Below are 24,292 nucleotides of genomic sequence, written 5' to 3'. Positions count from 1 at the left end.
GGTCACTCCTCTACGATTTCGGCCAGCGTGGCGGCCAGCGCGGACACGTGCGGCCGGCGCAGCGCCGCCCGGTGGTCGCCGGGGGTCAGGTGCACACTCACGTCGGCGGCCAGCCGCCGCCACTGCTCCAGGTAGTCGTCGAACCGCTGGGTGAGCACGCCGTCGAGGTCGCCGGAGGCCAGCTCCTCGCTCAGGATCAGCCGCACCCGGCCGGGGTGGCGGGGGAAGCGGTAGTGCAGCCGTACCTCCAGCAGTTCGCGCCAGGCGCGCAGCCGGTGCACCCAGGCGTCGTCGAGGTCCTCCTCCTCGAACACGATGTCGCCGTCGTCGACCACGCCGCGCAGCACGTTGACCAGCTCGGCGCGGGCCTCGCCGAGCCGCCGCTCGTCGGCGCCGTCCCGCAGGAAGGCGAACAGGTCCTCGGCGCGGCGGAACAGCTCGACGTTGGCCACCAGAGCCGCGTTGTCCCGCAGCGAGGTGTCGACGACCGGGTCGATGAGGATCAGCTCGGCCCGTTCCCCCGCGGCGGTGAGCCGGCGCACCATCTCCCAGGCGATGCCGCTGGAGCCGCACCAGCCGACCACGTGGTAGGGGCCGGCGGGCCGGGCCGCGCGCATCTCGTCCACGTACATGCGGGCGATCTCGGCCACGCTGCCGGCCGGGCCGTGGTCGCCGTGCAGGCCCGGATACTCGAACGCGGCCAGCGGGCGGCCGGGGGCGAGGGCGTCGGCGAGGTCGAGGTACCACCGGGCACTGCCGCCGCCGGGGTGGACGCAGAACAGCGGCGTGCCCTCCCCCGCGCCGCCCAGCCACAACAACGCGGGCGGCCGCACGGCCGGGGCGGCGCCGCCCGCCGTCGTCGCCAGGCCGCGCACCGTGCGGTGGGCCAGGAACTCGCGGAAGGTGAGGTGGACGCCGTGCTCCCGGCGCAGCCGCGCGATGATGCGCAGCGTGAGCAGGGAGTGGCCGCCGAGGGCGAAGAAGTCGTCGTCGCGGCCGACCTTCTCGATGCCGAGCGCGTCGGCCCAGACGGCGGCGATGGCGGCCTCGGTCTCGCCCTCCGGCGGCGCGTACGGGGTGGTCACCTCCGGGCGCAGCCCGGACGGCACCGGCAGGGCCCCGCGGTCGACCTTCCCGTTGGGCAGGCGCGGGAACGACTCCATGGCGACGAAGAGGGTCGGCACCATGTAGGCGGGCAGCCGGTCCTCCGCGTGGGCGCGCAGGTCGCCCAGGTCGGCCCGGCCGATGACGTACGCGGCGAGTTGCTTCTCGCCCTCCGGGCCGGGGACCGGGTGGGCCACCGCCGCGACCACGCCGGGGTGGGCCGCGAGGGTGTTCTCGATCTCGCCGAGTTCGACGCGGAACCCGCGGATCTTGAGCTGGTGGTCGCGCCGGCCGAGGATCTCGATGTGGCCGTCGGGGGTCCGGCGGCCGATGTCGCCGGTGGCGTAGATCCGCCCGCCCGGGACGCCGCCGTGCGGGTCGGGCAGGAAGACGTCCGCCGTGGCGGCCGGTTTGCGGAGGTAGCCGGCGGCCAGTCCGTCGCCGCCGATGTAGAGCTGCCCCGGCACGCCGGCGGGCACCGGTTCCAGGTGCTCGTCGAGCAGGTAGGTCGTGGTGTTGGCCGCCTGCGTCCAGATTCGGCCGCCGGACAGGCGGGTGCCGAAGCAGAAGACGGTGGCCTCGCTCGGGCCGTAGTTGTTCCACACCTCGGCGTCGGTGCCGACCAGGCGGCCGACGAGGTCGGCGTCCATGGCCTCGCCGCCCGACAGCAGGCGGAAGCCCTTCGGCGGGCGCCAGCCGCATTCGGCCAGCATGCGCCAGGTCGTGGGCGAGGCCTGCATGAACCGGGCCCCGCTGTCGCGGAGCAGCCCGGCCAGCGACAGCGGGTCCCGGGCGTAGTCGTCTCCGGCGAGCACGAGCCGGCCGCCTCCGGTGAGCGCGACGAACACGGCGAGCTGGGCCACGTCGGTCACCAGCGGCACCACGAGCGCCACGGCGTCGTCCTCGGACAGGCGCAGGTGGCGGCGCATGGAGGCGACCCGGTCGGCGAGCGCCCCGTGCCGGGCCATGACGCCCTTGGGCCGCCCGGTCGAGCCCGAGGTGTGCACGACGTAGACGATCTCCTCCGGGTGGGCCCCGGCCTCGGGGATCCCGGCGTGGTCCGGGCCGGGCACGAGCACCACGGGCCCGCCGGGCGGCAACGACCCGGCGATCCCGGGGGTGGTGACGAGGGCGCGGGCACGGGTGTCGGCCAGCAGCCCGGCGATGCGGGCGACGGGGTGGCCGGGATCGACCGGCGCGTACGCCGCGCCCGCCTTCAGCACTCCGAGCAGGGCCGCGATGGCCTCCGCCGTGCGGGGCAGGCACAGGGCGACGAGGTCGCCGGGGCGCACCCCGGCCTCACGCAGCCGGCCCGCCCAGCTCAGCGCCCGCCGTTCGAGCTCCCCGTACGTGATCCGCTCCGCCGCCGTCTCGACCGCGACCGCCTCGGGCCGGGCGGCGGCCCGTTCGGCGACGGCCCGGTGCACCGCGGGCGACGGCTTGGGCGCGCGGGTGTCGTTGCCCTCGGCCAGCAGCCGGGCCCGTTCGGCGGGCGGCAGCAGCGGCACGCCGAGCGGCCCGGCGGGGTCGGCGGCCATCAGGGTCAGCGCCCGCCGGTACATCCGGCCGAGCAGTTCGGCGTGGCGCCGGCCGACCCACGCCGACTGCGCCATGATCAGCAGCCCGCCGCCCTGGGTGGAGACGGCCAGCGGGAACTCGTTCGGGCTGACGTCGGTGCTGCCGGCGGTGTCCACCATGACGCGGTCGAGCACGTGGAAGTCGAGGAAGTTGAAGGCCACGCCGATCAGCCGCTCGCCGTCGCCGAACGCGCGCTGCATCTCCGGCAGCGGGAAGCGGCGGTGCGGCCACAGCTCCACCTCCTCGGCGAACACGGCCTTCACCAGGTCGAGCCAGGTCCGCGCGCCGGTGGGGGCGACGAACGGCACCGGGTTGAGGAACATGCCCCGCACCTGGTCACCACCCTCGGCCTCGGTCCGGCCGTTGCACACGAGCCCGCAGAAGAAGCGTTCGGAGTCGGTGAGCGCCCGCCACACGGCCAGGTGCGCGGCCAGCAGCACGCTCTTGAACGAGGCGCCGGCGGCCGCGGCCACGGCCCGCAGCGGCTCCTCCAGATCCCGGTAGGGCACCGTGATCGAGTAGGACTCGGGCCCGCCGGGGTCGGCCCAGCCCGCCGGGATGACGAGCGGGTCGGCGCCGGCCACCCGGCCCTGCCAGAAGGCCCGGTCGGCGGGGTCGGCGAGGCTGCGCCGCTCCTGCGCGATGAAGTCGGCGAACCGGACCGCGCCGGTGGCGGGGGCCGGAGACGTCCGGCCCGCGCGGGCGGCGCGGTAGGCGGCCAGCAGCTCGGTGACCAGCGAGTTGTGGCTCCAGCCGTCGAGGATGGCGTGGAACTCGGTCAGCGACATGTACCAGCGGTCGTCGGCGACCTGGTGGGCGTGCACCCGGATGAGCGGCGCGGTGTCGAGGGCGAAGACCCGTTCCCGCTCGCGCGCCCGGAACGCCTCCATGCGCTCGTCCTGTTCGGCGGCCGGCAGGCCGCGCAGGTCCCGGTGGCCGAACTCGGGGGTGGCCTCGCGGTGCACGAGCTGGAGCGGCTCGGTGTAGGAGCCCAGGTCGAAGGAGGTGCGCAGGATCTCGTGGCGGGCGACGAGCGTGTCGAGCGCCGTCGACAACGCGGCGGCGGAGAAGGGCCCGTCGTCGCGGATCAGGTAGCTGGTGACGTTGTGGTAGGGCCGGGCGCCGAGGTCGGCCAGCAGTTCGTAGGCCATGCCGGCCTGGACCTGGGACATCGGGTAGGCGTCCGCGACGCCGGGCGGCAGTTCCCGGCGGTCGTCCTCGCCGACCAGCGTGAACGGCGGCGTCGGCACGTGCGCGGCACCGTTGTCGCCCGCGCCGACCCGGGCCAGCTCGGCGATGCTCTGGTGCCTGAAGAGGTCGCGTACGGAGTGGTCGAACCCGTTCGCGCGCAGGAGGCCGACGAGCCGGACCGCGCGGATCGAGTCGCCGCCGAGCTCGAAGAAGTTGTCGTCGACGCCGACGCCGTCGACGTTGAGCGCCCGGCCCCAGATCTCGGCCATGGCCTTCTCCTCGGCGGTGCGGGGGGCCGCGCCGCCGCGCGCCGGGGCCTCCGGCGCGGGCAGCGCGCGCACGTCGACCTTGCCGCTCGTGGTCAGCGGCAGCGCGGGTACCAGCACGAACGCCGCCGGGACCATGTAGCCGGGCAGCCGGTCGGCCATGTGGGCGCGCAGGCCGGCGACCTCCGGGCGGGCCCCGGCGGCGGGGACGGCGTAGGCCACCAGCCGCCGCTCGCCGGGCGCGGGCTCGTCGGCCACGACGACCGCCTGGTCGACGTCCGGATGGTCCGTCAGGCACGCCCGCACCTCGCCCAGCTCGATGCGGAAGCCCCTGATCTTCACTTGGTCGTCGGTGCGGCCGAGGAAGGCGACCTCGCCGCCGGGCAGCACGCACGCCTTGTCGCCCGAACGGTACAGGCGCGACCCGGGCGGGCCGAAGGGGTCGGGCACGAACCGCTCGGCGGTGAGGGCGGGCCGCCCGAGGTAGCCGCGCGCGACGCCGGCGCCGCCGACGTACAACTCGCCGGGGACGCCGGGCGGGACCGGGCGCATGCCCTCGTCCAGGACGTACCTGGCCAGGTCGGGCAGCGGGCCGCCGATGGGGCTGCGGTCGGCGCCCAGGTCTGTGACGGAGAGCGGGCGGTAGGTCACGTGGACGGTCGTCTCGGTGATGCCGTACATGTTCACCAGGCGCGGCGAGCTGTCCCCGAACCGGTCCCACCAGGGGCGGAGCATCTCGACGTCGAGCGCCTCGCCGCCGAAGACGACCAGGCGCAGCCGGTCGGGCACGGGCTCGCCGCGCTGGGCGAGTTCGATCAGCGACCGGAACGCCGACGGCGTCTGGTTGAGCACCGTGACACCCTCGGCGGCCAGCAGCGCCGCCAGGTCCCACGGGGAGCGGGAGGTCTCGTACGGGACGACGACGAGCCGGCCGCCGTACAGGAACGCGCCCCAGATCTCCCAGACGGAGAAGTCGAAGGCGAAGGAGTGGAACAGCGCGTGCACGTCGCCGGGGCCGAAGCCGAAAGCGGCCTCGGTGGCGGTGAACAGCCGGACCACGTTCCCGTGCGTCACCTGGACGCCCTTGGGCCGGCCGGTCGAGCCGGAGGTGTAGATCACGTACGCGAGCGTGCCCGGCCCCACGTCGACCGGCGGGGCCTCGGCGGGTTGTGCCGCGATGGCGGCGGCCTCCGCCGGGTCGTCGAGGACGACCAGGCCGGCGTCGTACAGCAGGTCCGGCAGGTCCGGCAGGGTGCCCACGGTGACGACCAGGTCGGCGCCGGCGTCGCCGACGAGGAACGCGAGCCGGTCGGCGGGCAGGTCGGGGTCGAGCGGCAGGTAGGCGGCGCCCGCCTTGAGCACGCCCAGCAGGGCGACGAGCAGGTCCTCGCCCCGGGGCAGGCGGATCCCGACGAGCCGCTCGGGCCCGGCGCCGCGTTCGCGCAGCCGGTGGGCCAGCCGGTTGGCGCGGGCGTCCAGTTCTCCGTAGGTGAGGTGGCGGCCGTCCGCGGTGACGGCGGTCGCGCCGGGTGTGCGCCGCGCCTGGGCGGCGAAGCGTTCGTGCAGGCACGGGCCGTCGGGGGCGGCGGTCACCGGGGGCCGCACCAGCTCCGCGACCTCCGGCGCGCTCATCAGGGGCAACTCGCCGATCCGGCGGGCCGGGCCGATGACGGCCTCGCGCAGCAGGCGCAGGTAGTGGTCGGCCATGCGGCGGGCGGTGGCGGCGTCGAAGAGCGCGTCCGGGAAGGTCACCTCGCCCGCGAGGGATCCGTCCGGCTGCTCCTCCAGGGTCCAGCTCTGGTCGAACTTGGCCTGCCGCGAGGGCACGGCCAGCGGCTCGCCCGACACCGGCCCGGCGTGGAACCGGATCGGGTCGTAGGTCTGCAGCGCGAAGCTGACGCCGAAGAGCGGGTGCCCGGACAGGTCGCGACCGGCGCCGATCCGGTCGGCGACACGCTGGAACGGCGCCTCCTGGTGGGCGTAGGCGTCGATCGCGGTGTCGCGGGCCCGGCCCAGCAGCTCGGCGAAGGTCGGCTCCCCGGACAGGTCGGCCCGCAGCACGATCATGTTGGCGAAGTAGCCGATCATGCGCTGGGTCTCGGCCGTGGTGCGCCCGGCGATGGGCGAGCCGACCGCGAAGTCGGACTGGCCCGTGTAGCGGTGCAGCAGCGACCAGAACGCCGCCAGGTAGACCATGTAGGGCGTGGCCTGGTGGTCGCGGGCCACCGCCGCCGCCCGGCGCGCCACGTCGGCCGGGACCCGGAACCGCACGCTCCGCCCGGCGGGCCGCCAGACGGCGGGCCGGGGCCGGTCGGTGCGCAGTTCCAGCGCCGGCAGGCCGCGCAGGCGCTCGGCCCAGTGGTCGAGCTCCCGCTCCAGCGGCTCCTCGGTCAGCCGGGAGCGCTGCCAGGCGGCGTAGTCGGCGTACTGGAGGGCCGGTTCGGGCAACGGGCCGCCCGAGGAGAGCGCGGCCAGTTCGTTCACCAGCAGGCCGATGGACCAGCCGTCCATCGCGCTGTGGTGGACCACGACGAGCAGCACGTGCTCGTGGTCGGCCAGCCGGATCAGCCGGGCCCGCAGGATCGGACCGGTCGCCAGGTCGACGGGGCGCGCGGCCTCCGCGGCCAGCAGCTCCTCCAGCGCGCCGGGCGCGGCCCCGGTGAGGTCGTCGCGGGGCAGGTCGACCGGCGCGGGCGGGTCGATCACCTGGACGGGCTCGCCCCCGTCCGCCACGGCGTAGCGGGTGCGGAGGATCTCGTGGCGGCGCACCAGCTCGTCGAGCGCCCCGCCCAGGTCGACGGCCGACAGGTCGCCGCGCAGCCGGAGCGCGATGGGGACCAGGTAGTCGGCCCCGCCGGGGCGGAGCTGGTCGAGCACCCAGAGCCCGCTCTGCGCCGACGACAGCGGCAGCGGGCCGTCGCGGTCGGCGCGCGCGATGGCCGGTCCGGGGGCGGCGGGCCGCGGCGCCCGCCCCCGCAGGCGTTCGTGCAGCAACCTGACGCCGGCGCTCATCTCCTGGCCCGTCGCCTGGCCCGTCGCCTGGCCCGTCGCCTGGCCCGTCGCCTGGCCCGTCGCTTGGTCCGTCACTGCCGTCCTCCTTGCGTCGTCGCCGACGCGTCGGCGAGCCTCTCCAGTGCGGTGGCCTGGGCGGACACGGTCGTGGCCTCGAACAGGGTGCGCAGCGGGACGTCGAGGCCGAACAGGTCGCGCAGGCGGACCAGCAGGCGGGTCGCCAGCAGCGAGTGCCCGCCGACGTGGAAGAAGTCCTGGTCGACGCCCACGGCGGGCACGCCGAGCACCTCCGCCCACAACTCGGCGACGGCCTGCTCGACCGGGTTGCGGGGGGCGGTCCCGCCGCCGTGCGCGGTGAACGTGGCGAGGTCGGGCGCGGGCAGCGCCCGGCGGTCCACCTTCTTGCTGGTGTTCAGCGGGAGCTCGGCGAGGGTGGTCCAGAGGCCGGGCACCATGTAGTCGGGCACCCGTTCGCGCAGGTGGGCGCCGAGGTCGTCGGGTCGGCAGGCGGCTCCGGCGCGCGGCACGACGTAGGCCACGAGGCGGCGGTCACCGGGGGCCACCTCCGCCACGGTGACCGCGGCGGCCTGGACGTCGGGATGACTCGCCAGCCCCGCCTCGATCTCCCCGAGCTCGATGCGGAGCCCGCGCAGTTTCACCTGGGCGTCGACGCGGCCGACGTACTCGATCACGCCGTCGGCCCGGTGCCTGACCTGGTCGCCGGTCCGGTAGAGGCGGTCTCCGGGCGTCGGGCCGTACGCGTCGGGCACATAGCGGTCGGCGGTCAGCCCCGGCCGCCGGAAGTAGCCCCGGCTGAGGCGGGGGCCGCCGAGGCACAACTCGCCCACGACGCCGGGGGGCACCGGGTTCAGTGCGTCGTCGAGCACGTACGCCCGGGTGCCGGGAACCGGACGCCCGATGGGCACGCCGCTCCCCGGCGGCGCGGCGGCGGCCTCCTCCGGGGTCACCGTGTGGGTCAGGCAGACGATCGTGGCCTCGGTGGGGCCGTAGGAGTTGACGAACTCGCCGTGCCGGCCGGGGCCGAACCACCTCTTCGCGTCGTCGTAGGTGACGGCCTCGCCGCCGACCTGGAGCATCCGCAGGCCGTCGAGGTCCGGGTCGCCGTCCATGACCTCGCGGTGGTAGGCGGGGGTGAGGAACACGAAGGACACGCCGTTCTCCGCCAGCCGGTCGGGCGCCTCCGACGGCGCCCAGAAACGCTCGGCGTCGCTGATCGCCAGGGTGCCGCCGACCAGCAGCACGGCCGCGAGCTGCTCCATGGCCAGGTCGAAGGTGAGCGCGGACAGCAGGACGCCGCGGTCGCCCGCGCCGATGCGGTGCAGCCGGGCGATGACCCGGCAGTGGTGGGTGTAGGCGCGGTGCGACACCATGACGGCCTTGGGGCGGCCGGTGGAACCCGACGTGTAGATCATGTACGCCAGCCGTTCCGGGTCGCCCGGCGGAAGCGGCTCCCCGCCGGGAACCGCCGCGCCGGGCTCGTCGGCCGTCATGACCGGCACGCCCGGCTCGCCCAGCCGCCCGCGCAGGCGTTCCTCGGTCAGCAGCACCGCCGGGCCGAGGTCCGACAGGATGAGCGCCAGGCGTTCGGCGGGCTGCCCGGTGCCGAGGGGCACGTACACGCCGCCCGCCCGGAGCACCGCGAGCAGCACCACCACGACCGAGGGGGTGCGCTCCAGGTAGACCGCGACCGGCGACTCCGGCCGCACGCCCGCCGCGACCAGCCGCCGCGCCAGGTCCCGGCTGCGCGCGGCCACCTCACGGTAGGTCAGGCGCTCCTCCCCCGCGACCACGGCCACGGCGTCGGGGGTGCGGGCGGCCTGGTCGTCGAACGCCTCGTGCAGGCACTCCCCCACGCCCAGCCCCTCGCCCCAGGCCTCGCCGCGGCTCCACTCGTCGAGCAGCAGGCGGCGGGCGGGCCCGTCCAGGACGTCCAGCTCGCCGACCGGCCGGTGCGGCGCGGCCGAGGCGGAGGCGGCGAGGGTGCGGAAGTGATCGGCCAGCCGCCGGACCGTGGTCTCGTCGAAGAGCGCGGTGGCGTACTCGATCTCGCCGGTGAGGCCGCCGTCCGGCTCGGCGGTCAGCGTCAGGATGAGGTCGAACTTGGACGTGGTGCGCTCGACCGCCACCGGCTCCGCCGTCAGCCCGGCCAGGCCGGGCCGCTCCGCGGGTGACTCGCGCACCTCCATCAGCACGTCGACCAGCGGCGACCTCGACGCGTCCCGTCTCGGCGCGAGCTCCTCCACCAGACGGTCGAAGGGCAGTTCGTGGCCGAGCCCGTCGAGCACGGCGGCCCGGGCCCGGCCGATCAGCTCCTCCGTCGTGGGGTCGCCGGTCAGGTCCAGGCGCACGACGACCGTGTTGACGAAGAAGCCGACGACGTCGTCCAGCTCGGCGGAGCCCCGGTCGGCGACGGGGGTGCCGACGGCCAGGTCGGTGGCGCCGGTGTACCTGCCGAGCAGCGCGCCGAACAGGCCGAGGAACGTCATGAACGCGGTGGCCCCGTGGCGCCGGCCCAGTTCCACCAGCGGCCGGGCGACCTCGGGCGGGACGGCGAAGGTGATCGCGGCGCCCCCGTCGTCCCGGACGAGGGGCCGGGGCCGGTCGGTCGGCAGCTCCAGCGGCCGTAGCCCGGCCAGGCGTTCGCGCCAGTGCGCGAGTCTCCGTTCGACCACCTCGCCGGTCAGCCGGGAGCGTTGCCAGGCGGCGTAGTCGGCGTACTGGAGCGGCTCGGGGCCGAGGTCGGCCGGCCGGCCCGCCGTCAGGGCCCCGTAGAGGGCGGAGAGCTCGCGCGCCATGATCCCCTCGGACCAGGCGTCGCCGGCGATGTGGTGCAGGGTGAGGGCGAAGACGTGCTCGTCGGGGCCGACTCTGATGAGGCGGGGCCGGACGGGCGGCCGTTCCCGCAGGTCGAACGGCTCGTCGGCGAGCGTCTTGAGGACGTCGGGCAGTGGCCGTCCGCCGAGCTCGATCACCGGCAGCGGCACCGGCCGGGGCGGATCCACGATCTGGGCCGGTTCGCCGTCCGGGCCGGTCACATAGCGGGTCCTGAGCGCGCCGTGGCGGGCGACCAGGGTGGTCAGCGCGCCTTCGAGCGCCGTGCGGTCGAGCCGACCGGTCAGCCGGAACGCCCACGTCAGGTGGTAGCGGGAGCTCTCCGGGTCGAGCAGGTCGAGGAACCAGAGGCGCTGCTGGGCGTAGGAGAGCGGCGCCGGCCCCGGCCCGGCGGCGCGCGGGATCGCCTCGTCCGGGGTGCGCGCGCCGAGGGCGCCGATGCGGGCGGCCAGGGCGGCGGCGGTGCGGTCCTCGAAGATCGCGCGCACCGGCAGGTCGAGCCGGGCCGCGATCTTGATGGCGAGGAGGGAGTGGCCGCCGAGCGCGAAGAAGTCGTCGGTCACGCCCACGACGGCGAGCCCCAGCACCTCGGCCATGGTCGTGGTCACGGTGTGTTCGAGCGGCGTCCGGGCCGGCACCACGGTCTCCCCGGCGCGGGAGGCGTCGGGTTCCGGCAGCGCGGCCCGGTCGACCTTGCCGCTGGTGGTGCGGGGCAGCCGGTCCAGGGTGACGAACACCGACGGCACGAACGGCTCGGGCAGCCGCGCCAGCAGGAACTCGCGTGCCCCCGGGTCCGCGCCGTCGCGCGGCACCACGTAACCGATGAGCCGGGGCAGCCCGTCGTGGCCGGGCCGGGCCTCGACGACGGCCGCGGCGATCCCGGGATGGGTGCCGAGGACGGCCTCCACCTCGCCGAGCTCGACCCGCACGCCGCGGATCTTGACCTGGTGGTCGGCCCGCCCGACGAACTCCAGCACGCCGTCGGCCCGGCGGCGCACCACGTCGCCGGTCCGGTAGGCGCGGGCGCCCGGCGGCCCGTACGGGTCGGGCACGAACCGGTCGGCGGTCAGTCCCGGCCGCCCGAGGTAGCCCCGGCCGAGCCCGTCGCCGGCGACGTGCAGCTCACCGGGCACCCCCACGGGCGCGAGCCGGCCGTCCGGGGTGAGGACGACGGCCCGGGTGTTGTCGAGGGGCCGGCCGATCGGGACGGTCGCGGGCACCGTGCCGCGTTCGTACGCCCACGCCGTCACGTCGATCGAGCACTCCGTCGGGCCGTAGGTGTTGACCACCTCGGTGTCCAGCCGGGCCGCCAGCCGTTCGGCCAGCTCTCCGGGCAGCGGCTCACCGGCCGAGAACAGCAGGCGCAGGGTGGTGCAGCGCTCCAGCCCGGGGGCGTCGGCCAGGGTGCGGAAGAACGACGGCACCCCCTGGAGCACCGTGATGCGGGCGTCGGCCAGGACCTCGGCCATGCGGCGGGGGTCCCGTTCGATCCCGTCCTCCGGCAGCACGACCGTGCCGCCCGACACGAGAGGGCCGAGGAACTCCCACACCGACGCGTCGAACGTGACGGCCGTCTTCTGCAGCAGGCGGTCGGCGGGACCGAGGCCGTGCGCGGCGACGGTCCAGGCCACCCGGTTGCGGATGCCGCGGTGGGTGACGCCCACGCCCTTGGGGCGGCCGGTGGAACCGGAGGTGTAGATGACGTAGGCCAGGCCGTCGGGATCGGTGGGGAGCGGCGCCCGGTCGCCCGGGTGGCCGTCCGCGTCCGAGGGGGTCAGTTCCGGCACGCCGTGGCCGGCGGCGGGCGAGTCCGCGCCGCCGACGATCACCACCTTCGCGCCGGAGTCGCGCAACATCCAGGCCAGCCTGTCGGCCGGGTGGGCGGCGTCGAGGGGGAGGTAGGCGGCGCCCGCCCGCATGACCGCGAGCAGGGCCGTGACCAGTTCGGGCCGCCGGGCGAGGCAGACCCCCACGACGTCGTCGCGGCCGACGCCGAGGGCACGCAGGCGGCAGGCCAGCCGGTTGGCCGCCGCGTCGAGGTCGCGGTAGGTGACGGCCGTGCCGTCGTGCTCGACGGCGGGATGGTCCGGGGTCAGCGCGGCCTGCCGGGCGACCAGTTCGGGCAGCCCCGCGTCGGGCCGGGCGACGACGGGCCCGGCCGCGCCGCCGGTGAGCGCGTGCCGCTCGTCCCGGGCCAGGACCTCCAGCGTGGTCACGGGGGCGGCCGGGGTGCGGGCCGCCGACTCCAGCAGAGTGCGGTAGTGGCGGCCGATGCGTTCGGCCGTGGCCGGGTCGAACAGGGCGGTGGCGTACTCGATCTCCCCGGTCAGGCCGCCGTCGGGCCGCCGCGTCAGCTCCATCGTCAGGTCGAACTTGGCGGTCCGCCACGGCACCGGCTCCGCCGACACCTCCAGTCCCGGCAGGGCGAAGCGCTCCTCGCCGGTCTCCCGGAAGGCGAACAGCACCTGGAACAGCGGGTGCCGGGACAGGTCGCGCTCGGGCGACAGCTCCTCCACGAGCCGCTCGAACGGCACCTCGGCGTGGTCGAGGGCCGCGGTCGTCACCTCGCGCACCCGGTCGAGCAGGCCCTCGAACGACGGGTCGCCGCCCAGGTCGGCGCGCATGACGACGGTGTTGACGAAGCAGCCGGCCAGGTTCTCCGTGCCGGCGTGGTCGCGCCCGGAGACGGGCACGCCGACGGCCACGTCCGGCCGCCCCGCGTACCGGGCCAGCAGCGCCAGGAACCCCGCCAGGTAGGCCGTGAACGGCGTCACCCGTGCCCGGGCCGCGACCTCCTCCAGCCCGGCGGCCAGGCCGGGCGGCACGTCGAAGCGCGACACCGCGCCCCGGTGGTCGGCCACCGGCGGACGCGGCCGGTCGGCCGGCACCTCCGTCGGCTCCAGCCCGGCGAGCCTGTCCCGCCAGTACGCGAGCGACGGCTCCAGCGCCGGGCCGGTGAGACGCGCACGCTGCCAGGCGGCGTAGTCGGCGTACTGCACGCCGGGGACCGGCAGGTCCGCCCCGCCGTACGCGGCGGCCAGGTCGGCGGCGATGATGCCACTGGACCAGCCGTCGGTGGCGATGTGGTGGGTGGTCAGGACGAGCACGTGCTCGTCGGCCGCGACGCGGACGAGCCGGGCCCGCAGGACGGGGCCGCGTTCGAGGTCGATCGGCGTGGCCAGTTCGGCGTCGACGACGGCCGCCGGGTCGCCGTCCTCGACGGCCGGGAAGGGCGGCGGCGGCGGGTCGACGACCTGCGCGGGCTCCCCGTCGCCGGTCACGACGTAGCGGGTGCGGAGGATCTCGTGCCGGGCGACCACCGAGGCCAGCGCCCGGCCCAGCCTCCCGGCGTCGAGCGGGCCGCGCAGCCGCAGCGCCGTCGTCACGAGGTATTCGGCGCCCCCGGGACGCATCCGGTCGAGCACCCACAACCCGCGCTGGGCGAACGACAGCGGCAGCGGGCCCGAGCGGTCGGCCGGTCGGATCGGGGTGACGGCCGGTCCGGCGGCCTCGGGGACGGGCAGGTCCGGGCCGAACATCTCCTCCATCCGGGCACGCACGCGGGCCGCGAGGAGGTCGGCGAGCGCGGCGGCCGTGGGGGCGGCGAACACGTCCCGGATCGACATCGGCACCGGGAAGCGGTCGCGCAGCCGCACGACGGCGCGGGTGGCCAGGATCGACTGGCCGCCGAGCACGAAGAAGTCGTCGTCGCGACCGACCCTCGCGACGCCGAGCAGGTCGGCCCACACCTCGGCGATCGCCTGCTCGGCCGGGGTGGCGGGCGGGACGTGACCGGCCGTCTCGCCCGGGGTCAGCCGGGGCAGCGCCAGGCGGTCGATCTTGCCGTTCCCCAGCAGCGGGAGTTCGTCCAGGAACCCCCAGAGGGCGGGCACCAGGTGGGCCGGGAGCCGCTCGGCCGCGTACGCCCGCAGGGCGGGCAGCCGCACCCCCGGCCGGGCCGGCACGACGTGGGCGGCGAGCCGGGGCGCGCGCGGGTCGGACCGGTCGAGCCGGACGGCGGCGGCCCGCACGTCGGGATGGGCGGCGAGCACGACCTCGACCTCGCCGGGTTCGGCGCGGTGGCCGTCGACCTTGATCTGCTCGTCGGCGCGGCCGTGGAAGAGCAGCGTGCCGTCCGGGCCGCGCCGTCCCAGGTCGCCCGTGCGGTAGAGGCGCGCCCCGGGTTCCGCCGCGAACGGATCGGGCACGAAACGGTCGGCGGTGCGGCGGGGGTCGCCGAGATAGCCGCGCCCCACGCCGCGGCCGCCGACGTAGATCTCGCCCACCACGCCCGGCGGCACCGGGGACAACGCGTCGTCGAGCACGTGCACCGCGGCGCCCGGGATCGGGGCGCCGATCGGCACCGGCCCCGGTCGCACGTCACCGGCCCTGACCTCGTGCACGCAGCAGGCGATGGCCGTCTCGCTCGGGCCGTAGCTGTTCACGACGCGGGTGTCCGGCGCGTGGGCCGTCCACTCCGCGAGGGTCTCGCCGCGCAGTTCCTCCCCGCCGACCACCAGGCAGCGGGCCGCCCCGGCCAGCGTCGCGGCCGGGACGGTCGCGGCGAGCAGCCCCAGGTGGGTGGGGGTCAGCTTGAGCGTGCCGTAGGGGCCGCCGGGCAGGGCGCGCGCGAGCGCCTCGACGCCCGGCGACTCCTCCACCAGCCGGACCGCCGCACCGGCGGCCAGCGTCGGATAGAGGGAGGTGAGGGCCAGGTCGTAGGCGATGGACGTGTGCAGGGGCGAGCCCGCGCCGTCGCCGGGGCGCAGCCGGTCGCGCGCCCAGCGGGTGTAGTTGGCCAGGCCGCCGTGCGTGACCATGGCGCCCTTCGGCCGGCCCGTGGAACCGGAGGTGTACACCACGTAGGCCAGGTCGTCCGGGCCGAGGTCGGCCGGGGAGGCCGGCGGGCACGCGTCGATCGCGGCCCGTTCGGCGGGGTCGTCCGGGTTCAGCGTCCGCACCCCCGGCGTGTCCGCCGCGGTGATCAGCAGCGGCGCGCCCGAGTCGGCCAGCGCCTGCCGCAGCCGGGCCTCGGGGTGCGCCGGATCGAGCGGGACGTAGGCCGCCCCCGCCTTGAGCACCGCGAGCAGCGCCACGACGAGGCCGGGGCCGCGCGGCAGCCGCACGGCGACGAGCGTGCCGCGCCGGACGCCGAGGTCCCGCAGCCGCGACGCCAGCCGGCCGGCCCGGTCGTCGAGCTCGCCGAAGGTGAGGGCCGGGGCGCCCGTCGTGTCCCGGACCGCGATCCGGCCGGTCGCGGCGTGCCCGGCGATCAGGTCCAGGACGCCGCCGCCGGTCGCCGCCGGCCGTCGCTCGGCCGTCCGGACGGCGGAGGCGGACAGCGGCAGCCGGCGAATGGGGGTGCCCGGGGCGGCGACGGCCGCCTCGGCCAGCCGGACGTAGAGGCCGGCGAGCGTGGCCATGGACGTCTCGTCGAAGACGTCGGCGGCGTACTCCAGGCGGCCGGACAAGCCGCCGCCCGCCCGGCGGGTCACGTGGCAGACGAGGTCGAACTTGGCCTCGGCCGGGCTGACGCCCTCGACGCCGTGCGCGGACTCCTCGTGCCAGGCGAACATCACCGAGAACAGCGGTTCCCGGTGCGCCGTCAGCGCCTCGACGACCAGGTCGAAGGGCGTCTCGGCGTGGGCGTGCGCCCCCTCCACCGCGTCCCGGGCCGCCGCCAGGAGGTCCGCGAAGGAGGTGTGGCCGCCGACGGCCGCCCGGATCACGACGGTGTTGACGAACAGGCCGGCCACGTCGTCCAGCTCCGGGCGGTTCCGCAGGGAGATCGGCACGCCGGCGGCCACGTCGTCGCGCCCGGTGCAGCGGCCGAGCAGGGCGAGGAACGCGGCGAGCGCGGTCATGAACGGCGTCGCGCCGCAGGCGCCGCCGAGCCGGGCGAGGCCGCTCTCCACCGCCGCCGGGACGTCGAACGCCAGCACGGCGGCCCGCCGTCCGGCGTCGGCGCGCGGGTGGTCGGCGGGGAGTTCGAGGGGTTCGAGCCCGGCCAGGCGGTCGCGCCAGTAGTGCGGCGGCTCGGCGGGCCGCTCGTGTTGCCAGGCGGCGTAGTCACCGTAGGTCACCGCGGGGGGCGCGGGCTCGCCGCCGTCGTAGAAGGCGCGCAGGTCACGCGCCAGCACCTCGTGGGTGCGGTCGTCGGTGGCGATGTGGTGCAGCGTGAAGAGCACCCGGCGTCCGCCGTCCGGTCCGGGCTCAATGTGGACCCGGACGGGCGGCGCCCCGGCCAGGTCGAAGGAACCGGGCCCGCCCTCCGCCACCGGCACGGCGGGGTCGACCACCTGGCGCGGCTCGCCGTCCGGGCCGGGCACGTACCGGGTCCTGAGGATGGCGTGGCGGGCCACCAGCCGGCCGATCGCCGCCCGGAGGCGCTCCTCGTCCACCGGCCCGGGGAAACGCACCGCGAAGGCCTCGGTGTACGCGGTCCCGGCGGGGTCGAGCTGGTGCAGGATCCACATGCGCCGCTGTTCGTGCGACAGCGGGTGGGGCCCGGGACCGGCGGCCGGAATCGGCCGCAGGCCGCCCGCCTTCTCCAGCCGGGCGGCCAGCGCCTCCACGGTCCGCGCCTCGAAGAGCTCCGAGACCGGCAGGTCGGCCCCCCACTCGGCGCCCAGCCGCCCGGTCACCCGGACCGCCGACAACGAGTGGCCGCCCAGCACGAAGAAGTCGGCGGTCGCGGGGATCGGCGAACGGCCGAGTTCGTCGGCGAAGGCCCGCGCCACGGCCCGTTCGGCCTCGGTCCCGGGCGCACGCCCCTCGATCGGCGCGGACGGGGGCAGCGCGCGCAGCGCCGCGCGGTCGACCTTGCCGTTGGGCGTGACGGGGAACCGGTCGACCGTGATGAAGTCGGCGGGGATCAGGTAGGGCGGGAGGAAGCGGGCGCAGTGGCGGCGCAGCTCGTCGTCCGGGACCGGCCCGGCCGGCTGGACGTAGGCCGTCAGGCGGGGCTCGCCGTCGCCCGCCGCGACCGCCAGCACGACCGCGGCGCGCACCCCTTCGTGCCCGGTGAGCAGCGACTCGATCTCGCCGGGCTCGATGCGGTGGCCGCGGATCTTGATCTGGTCGTCGGCCCGGCCGAGGATCTCGATCCGGCCGCCGGGATGCGACCGGGCCAGGTCGCCGGTGCGGTAGAGGCGGGCCCCGGCGGCGGCGGAGAAGGGGTCGGGGACGAACCGGTCGGCGGTCAGCGACGTGCGGGCGTGGTAGCCCATCGCCACGCCGTCGCCGCCGATGTGGAGCTCGCCGGTCGGCGCGGGGCGCATCCGCTCGTCCAGGACGTGCAGCGTGGTGTTGGCGACCGGGGCGAAGTCGACGGTCCCGTCGCCGCTCAGGCGGGCGGTCGACGACCAGACGGTGGTCTCGGTCGGGCCGTACAGGTCCCACAGGACGACCCCGGCCGCGACCAGGCGGCGGGCCAGCTCGGGCGGCAGCCGCTCGCCGCCGCACAGGACGGTGAAGCCCTCCGGCGGTGTCCAGCCGGCGTCCAGCAGCAGCCGCCAGGTCGCCGGGGTCGCCTGCATGGCGGTGGCGCCGATCCGCGCCAGCAGCGCCGTCAACCGGGCGGGGTCGCGCGCGTCGGCGGCCGTGCCGACGACGACCGTGCCCCCGGTGACCAGCGGCAGGAACAACTCCAGGGCGGCGATGTCGAACGCCACGGTGGTCACCGCCGGGAACGCCGTCCCGGCGGGCAGGCCGGGGCGGGCCCGCATGGAGTCCAGGAAGTTGGCCAGCGCGCGGTGCGGCACCAGCACGCCCTTGGGCCGTCCGGTCGAGCCGGAGGTGTAGATCAGGTAGGCCGGGTCGTCCGGGTGCGCCGCCGCCATCGGGAAGGGCGCCGAGAAGGGCGCCGGGGGGAGGCCGTCCATGCGGACGACCGCCACGCCGGAGGGCGGCGGCACGGCCGCGCCCGTGGTGACCGCTGCGGTGACCAGCACCCGGGTCCCGGCGTCGGCCACCATGTACGCCAGCCGCTCCGCCGGGTGGCCCGGGTCGAGCGGAAGATAGGCCGCGCCGGACAGGTGGACGCCGACGAGCGCCGCGACCAGCTCGACGCCCCTCGGGACGGCGACCGCGACCGGATCGCCACGGCGCACGCCCAGCTCGCGCAGCCGGTGCGCCAGAGCGCCGGCCGACGCCATGAGCTCCGCGTACGTGAGACGCCGCGGGCCGCACTCGACCGCCACGGCGTCCGGGGTCCTGGCCGCCTGTGCCGCGATCAGCTCGTGGACGGGCGTGGGCGTGGACATGGGCCTCCCTTCAGCCGGACTCGGCCATGCGCAGCCGCAGGCTCAGCGGGCGCATGTCGGTCCAGACCCGCTCGATGTGGTCCAGGCACTCCTGGCGGGTGCCCTCGGTGCCCTCCGCCCGCCATCCGGCGGGCAGCTCACGGTCGGCGAACCAGACCGAGTACTGTTCCTCGTGGTTGACCACGACCAGGAACCTCTCCTCAGTGGGCATCTGTCCTCCTCAGGCGATGAAGTCGGGTACGTGCGTGCCGAGTCCCCGCGCGGCGGCTCCGTCCAGGACGTGGGCGGCCAGGGCGGCGTCGAGCGCGCCGAGGCCGAACGGCGAGAACACCGTCAGCGCCTCGGCGGAGTACGGCAGTTCGGCCGCGCCCGTCAGCAGGTCGCCGATCTCCGCGTCGACGAAGTCGCGGTTCCCCGAGCGGCGGGCGGCCAGATCGAGCGAGGTGGCCTCGCGGCACACGTGGTCGGTGTCGTCGACGACGTTGCGCGCGGCGAGGACGGCTTCCGGGGTGAGGTCGCGCAGCGACACGTGCAGGATGAGCGTGCCGGGGCGGCACGCGCCGGTGCCCAGATGCGGCTCGCCCGCCGTGGTGGCCAGCGCGATCAGGCGGTGGGCGGCCATGGCGGTGTCCGCGTCCCCGGCGACCGACGTCTTCAGGCCCAGCCCGGCGACGCGGTCGGCGAAGCCGGCGGCCCGGGAGGCGTCCAGGTCGTACAGGGTGACCTCCTCCAGTTCGGGCAGCCGCGCCCGCAGGAAGCGGAGGATCTCGAAGCCGATCACGCCGCAGCCGACGAGCGTGACGCCGCGCCGGACGTCGGCCGGAGCGCCGGCGGTCAGCAGGCCAGCCGCCACGGCGGCGCTCGCGGCGGTGCGCCGGGCGGAGATGACCGCCCCTTCGAGCAGCGCCTCCGGGCGGCCGTCGGCGAGCGAGTTGAGCAGGATCGCCGCCGAGGCCCGTTCACGGCCGGCGGCGGTGTTGCCCGGGAAGGAGGCCACCCACTTGAGCGCCGCGATCGGGCGCTCGCCGCCGACGTAGGCGGGCAGGGCGATGATGCGGTCACCCGGCCGGTCGGGGAAGCGCAGGAAGACCGAGTGCGGCACCGCGGTCTCGCCTCGGGCGTGCGCGGCGTACGCGTTCTCGACGATCGCGCACACCGTGTCCTCCGCGCCGTCCAGCAGGTCGAGCACGTCGCGCCGCCGCAGGATCAGCATGTGGTCTGCTCCTTCCACAGATGGGCGATGTCGCCGAACTTCTCCTCGACCCAGGCGTCGGAGTAGATCGTCTGGAGGTACCGCTCCCCCCGGTCGGGCAGCAGCAGGACGCAGTTCGCGCCGTCCGGGATCTCCGCCAGCCGCTGGGCGGCGGCGCTCACGACGGCCCCGGAGGAGCCGCCCGCCAGGATCGCCTCGGCCCCGACCAGCCGCCGGCAGCCGACCACGCAGTCCTGGTCGGTCATGCGCGCCACGGAGTGGGCGATGCCGTCGAAGTACAACTCCGAGCGGAACGCCGCGCCGTGCCCCGGGATGAGCCGCCGGCACGTCTGCTCGCCGAAGATGGCGCTGCCCTCGGCGTCGACGGCGACGATGTGGGTGCCGAGCCCGTGGTCGGCGATGTAACGGGCGCAGCCGTTGATGGTGCCGCAGGTGCCCGTCGCGACGAACAGGTAGTCCACCCGCCCGTGGAGCCGCTCGGCGATCTCGCGCATGATGGTCTCCTGCGCGCGGGCGTTGAGCGGGTTGGCGTACTGGTTGGGCCAATAGGCGTGCGGGATGCGCTCGACGAGCTCGCGCACCCGCCTGACCCGGGCCGCCAGGTAGTCGCCCATGTCGTTGTCCGGCTCGCGGACGATGTCGATCTCGGCGCCGTACGCGGCCAGGATCGCCAGGTTCTGCGGCGTCATCTTGGGGTCGCCCACGCAGATGAAGCGCAGCCCGAACCACAGGCACACCTGCGCCAGGCCGATGCCGAGGTTGCCGGAACTCGACTCGACGACCGTCGACCGGCCGGGGATCAGCTCGCCGCGGTCGATCGCGCCGAGCACCATCCCCATGGCCGACCGGTCCTTCATGCTGCCGCCCGGGTTCACCGCCTCCAGCTTGGCGTGGAACCGGGCCCCGGAATTCCCGAAAAGGCGGTCGAGCCGGACGAGCGGGGTCGCCCCAATGGTGGAGAGAATCCCCTCACTGATTTTCTCGAACATTCTTCGCCCGCCCATTCTGTGGCTATCGGGCCGAAACTCGCGGCAACCATAACCAGGGCCCGGCCGACCCGGCAACCACGTTCACATTGCCTTCGGATCAACGTTCTCCGCATGATAGGCATATTCTCCGCCAATAAAATGCGCATGTCCCGCCAGCGGGACGCGCGAGCAGCTTACATGCAGTTCAGCAGGCCGATCTCCGCTACCAGAAGGAGAATGCCAAAGATGACGACCGTTTCCCCCGCCACGGCCGGCCCATTGAATGACGTCCGGCCGATGACCGGCGCCGAATACCTGGAATCGCTGCGCGACGGACGCACGGTATATATCGGCGGAGAGCGCGTCGCGGACGTCACCAGCCACCCCGCATTCCGCAATAGCGCCCGCTCGATCGCCCAGCTGTACGACGCCCTGCACGAACCCGAGGCCGAGGGCGTATTGCGCGTCCCGACCGACACGGGAAACGGCGGCTTCACCCATCCGTACTTCCGCACGGCGCGTTCGTCCGACGATCTGCTGCTGGCCCGCGACGCGATCGTGGCCTGGCAGCGCCGCGTGTACGGCTGGATGGGCCGCACCCCCGACTACAAGGCCGGTTTCTTCGGCACCCTGCAGGCCAACGCCGACCTCTACGGCCCGTTCCGGGACAACGCGCTGCGCTGGTACAAGGAGGCGCAGGAGCGGGTGCTCTACTTCAACCACGCGATCGCCCATCCGCCCATCGACCGCGACCGGCCCGCCGACCGGACGGCCGACGTGTGCGTGCACGTCGAGGAGGAGACCGACGCGGGCCTGGTGGTCTCGGGCGCGAAGGTGGTCGCCACCGGCTCGGCCATCACGAACGCCAACTTCATCGCCCACTTCGGCCTGCCCATCAGGGACAAGAAGTTCGGCCTGGTGTTCACCGTGCCGACGAACGCCCCCGGGCTCAAGCTGATCTGCCGCTCCTCCTACGAGTGGGCGGCGGCGGCCCAGGGCAGCCCGTTCGACTACCCGCTGTCCAGCCGCATGGACGAGAACGACGCGATCATGGTCTTCGACCGCGTGCTCGTCCCCTGGGAGGACGTCTTCATGTACGACGCCGGCGCGGCCAACGCGTTCGCCGCCCGGTCGGGGGTGCAGGAACGGTTCACCTTCCACGGCTGCGCACGGCTGGCCGTGAAGCTCGACTTCATCGCGGGCTGCGTGCTGAAGGGCGTCGAGGCGACCGGGGTGTCCGCCTTCCGGGGCGTGCAGGCGCAGGTGGGAGAGATCCTCAACTGGCGCGACCTGTTCTGGGGCCTGTCGGACGCCATGGCCAAGTCGCCGCTCCCGTGGCACGGCGGGTCGGTGCGGCCGAACGTGAACTACGCCAACGCGTACCGCACGTTCATGGGCGTCGGCTATCCGAAGATCAAGGAGATCATCCAGAAGACGCTCGGCAGCGGCCTGATCTATCTGAACTCCCACGCCGACGACTGGCGGAACCCCGAGATCCGCCCCTACCTCGACCGTTATCTGCGGGGCTCGCGCGACATGGCGGCGGTCGACCGGGTGAAGCTGCTCAAGCTGCTGTGGGACTGCGTCGGCACCGAGTTCGCCGGACGCCACGAGCTGTACGAGCGCTCCTACGCCGGCGACCACGAGGGCATCCGGGTGCAGACGCTGCTGGCGTACCAGTCCAGCGGGCAGGCGCAGCAGCTCAAGGGCTTCGCCGAGCAGTGCATGGCCGACTACGACCTCGACGGCTGGACCCGCCCCGACCTGATCAACCCGGGGGCCGGCCGGTGAGCGTGACCGAACGCGAACCCGACACGGAGACCACGGAGCGGGGCGCCGCGCCGGTGGCCTGGTGGCCGGTGGGCGGCATCGCCGCGGTCACCGCCGCGCTGCTCCTGGCCACCATCCACCGTTACGGCTACAGCATGGACGAGTTGTACTTCGTCGCGGCCGGCCGCCACCCCGACTGGGGCTACGCCGACCAGCCGCCGTTCGTGCCGTTGCTCGCCGCCCTGATGGACGGGCTCTTCCCCGGTTCGTTGTTCTGGTTGCGGGCGCCGGACGCGCTCGTGGTCGCGGCGGGGGTCGTGTTGTGCGCGCTCATCGCGCGCGAGCTCGGCGGGCGGCGGCGGGCGCAGGTGATGGCGGCGGCGGCGTTCGCCATCGCCTTCCTCAACCACGGCGGGCAGATCGACACGGGCACCTTCAACCTCGTGGCGTGGACGTCGTGCACCTGGCTGGTGGCCCGGTGGGTGCGCCTGCACAACGAGGGCCGGACCGGATGGTCCGCCGATCTGCCGCTGTTGTGGGCGGGGGTCGCCACGGCGGTGGCGTTGCAGGTCAAGTACCTGATCCCGATCTTCTGGGCGGGCGTCGGCATCGGCCTGCTGGTGGCCGGCCCCCGCCGGATGCTCACCCGCCCGCTGCTCTGGGCCGGGGCGGCCTTCGCCGTGCTGACGGCGGCGCCCGGCCTGGTCTGGCAGGCGGCCCACGGCTGGCCGCAGGCGGAGATGACCGCCGTGCTCTCGGAGGAGACCGAGCTGATGTGGGGCGGCCGGCTGGCCTTCCTGCCCCAGGCGCTGATGACGATGGGCCTGGCCATCGGCACGATATTGGGCTGTTACGGCCTCTGGAAGCTGCTGCGCTCACCCGAACTGCGCCCGCACCGCTACCTCGGGTGGGCCGCGCTGGTCGTGATCGTGGCGGTGGTGGCCGCCAACGGCAGGTTCACCTACGTGGCGGGCGTGTTCCCGCTGCTGTTCGCGGCGGGGGCCGTGCAGTTGCAGGAGCGGCGGCCGGCCCGCTGGTGGCGCTGGGTGCCGACCTGGCCGGTGTTCGCGCTGTCCGCGCTGCTCACGCTGCTGGGCTTGCCCATCGACTCGCCGTCGGAGGTGCGCCCGGCGACCTCGCCGGACGACCGGCGCGCGCGGTTCGACACCCTGGTGCAGTTCGGCTGGCCCGAGTTCACCGACTCGGTCGCCCGGGTCTGGCGGACGCTGCCCGCCGGGCCGCCGGGCGGCGCCGCCGTGGTCACCAAGCTCTACTGGCAGGCCGGCGCGCTGGAGGTGCTCGGCCCTGACCGCGGCCTGCCGCGTCCCCACAGCCCGCACCGCGGCTACTGGGACTTCGGCCGGCCCGGCGACGGCGTCACGACGGTCCTGTACGTCGGCGGCACGGAGGAGAGCCTGCGCCGCCACTTCGGCGCCGTCCGGCGGGCCGGGACCGTGGAGGGCCGGATCGGCATCGCGATCGGCACGCCGATCTGGATCTGCGAACGGCCGCTGAAGCCCTGGTCGCGGCTGTGGCCGGAGATGCGGAGCCTGACCCTTCGCTGAACACGGTCGAAGGCCCCGGTCCGGCTGGCTGACGGACCGGGGCCTTCGTCACGCGCTCACCGGGGGACCGGGGCCGTCGCCTCGCGGAAGACCCCCGAGCGGATGTCGGCGTGCACGGCCGCGGCCCTGATGTCCTCGATCAGGCGGGCCTGCCGCAACGAGCCCTCCTGCTGCGCGGTCACGTCCTCGCCGGTCAGCACGGCCCGCGCGAACGCGGCGACGACGTTGGCGAACTGGTGGTCGGCGGGCAGCACGAGTTCCTCGCGGTTGTCCTGGCGTTCGATCCGCACCACCGGGCGGTGCGTCTCCGGCGGTGTGAACACCCGGTCGAGCAGGATCTGGCCGGTGCTGCCGATCAGCCGGTAGGCGTTGTGGTAGGAGTGCTCCATCCCGAAGGTGAGCTGGGCGGCGACCCCGTGGGGGGTGCTCAGCAGCACGTTGCCCGAGGTGACGACGTCCAGGTCGGGGTCGTGCCGGAAGACGGCGCCGACGACCTGGAGGTCGCCGA

General features: G+C 75.3%; 7 protein-coding genes and 1 pseudogene. 2 read left to right on the top strand and 6 right to left on the bottom strand.

Features of this window, described 5'->3' with window-relative positions:
* Positions 1 to 2 precede the first annotated feature (2 nt).
* From AW273_RS06115 to sbnA, 5 genes are read right to left on the bottom strand one after another with little or no spacing between them, the layout of a single operon-like run.
* Entirely contained in the window at positions 3 to 7,226 is a 7,224-nt protein-coding gene (locus tag AW273_RS06115) for a non-ribosomal peptide synthetase (RefSeq protein WP_232327103.1), read from the bottom strand.
* The gene (locus AW273_RS06110) at positions 7,223 to 18,268 is read right to left on the bottom strand and encodes a non-ribosomal peptide synthetase (protein WP_062346052.1); all 11,046 of its coding nucleotides are present in this window, start codon (positions 18,266 to 18,268) and stop codon (positions 7,223 to 7,225) included. The genes AW273_RS06115 and AW273_RS06110 overlap by 4 nt, the downstream gene beginning before the upstream one ends.
* A 10-nt stretch (positions 18,269 to 18,278) precedes the next feature.
* Positions 18,279 to 18,479 carry an MbtH family protein gene (locus AW273_RS06105; RefSeq protein ID WP_062346051.1) on the bottom strand — a complete coding sequence of 67 codons (201 nt, stop codon included), beginning with the start codon at positions 18,477 to 18,479 and terminating at the stop codon, positions 18,279 to 18,281.
* Between the two features lie 9 nt (positions 18,480 to 18,488).
* Positions 18,489 to 19,481, bottom strand: a complete 993-nt coding sequence (gene sbnB / locus AW273_RS06100; RefSeq protein WP_062346050.1) for a 2,3-diaminopropionate biosynthesis protein SbnB — start codon at positions 19,479 to 19,481, stop codon at positions 18,489 to 18,491.
* Positions 19,475 to 20,470 carry a 2,3-diaminopropionate biosynthesis protein SbnA gene (gene sbnA, locus AW273_RS06095; RefSeq protein ID WP_062346049.1) on the bottom strand — a complete coding sequence of 332 codons (996 nt, stop codon included), beginning with the start codon at positions 20,468 to 20,470 and terminating at the stop codon, positions 19,475 to 19,477. The genes sbnB and sbnA overlap by 7 nt, the downstream gene beginning before the upstream one ends.
* Positions 20,471 to 20,695: 225 nt before the next feature.
* On the opposite strand from sbnA, the gene AW273_RS06090 reads away from it, so the two are divergent.
* Complete coding sequence (locus AW273_RS06090) at positions 20,696 to 22,240, top strand: 4-hydroxyphenylacetate 3-hydroxylase family protein (protein WP_062346044.1); 1,545 nt, start codon at positions 20,696 to 20,698, stop codon at positions 22,238 to 22,240.
* Positions 22,237 to 23,784: an ArnT family glycosyltransferase gene (locus AW273_RS06085; protein WP_063909848.1), complete on the top strand. Its 1,548-nt coding sequence runs from the start codon at positions 22,237 to 22,239 to the stop codon at positions 23,782 to 23,784. The genes AW273_RS06090 and AW273_RS06085 overlap by 4 nt, the downstream gene beginning before the upstream one ends.
* 56 nt (positions 23,785 to 23,840) lie before the next feature.
* Here the strand turns inward: AW273_RS06085 and AW273_RS38425 are convergent.
* A pseudogene (locus AW273_RS38425) lies at positions 23,841 to 24,292 on the bottom strand (hypothetical protein); the annotation flags it as partial.

The sequence above is a fragment of the Herbidospora yilanensis genome (assembly GCF_001570565.1).
Lineage (GTDB): Bacteria > Actinomycetota > Actinomycetes > Streptosporangiales > Streptosporangiaceae > Herbidospora > Herbidospora yilanensis.
The sequence above is the reverse complement of the archived record's forward strand: the minus strand, read 5'-3'. Positions and strand labels throughout refer to the sequence as shown.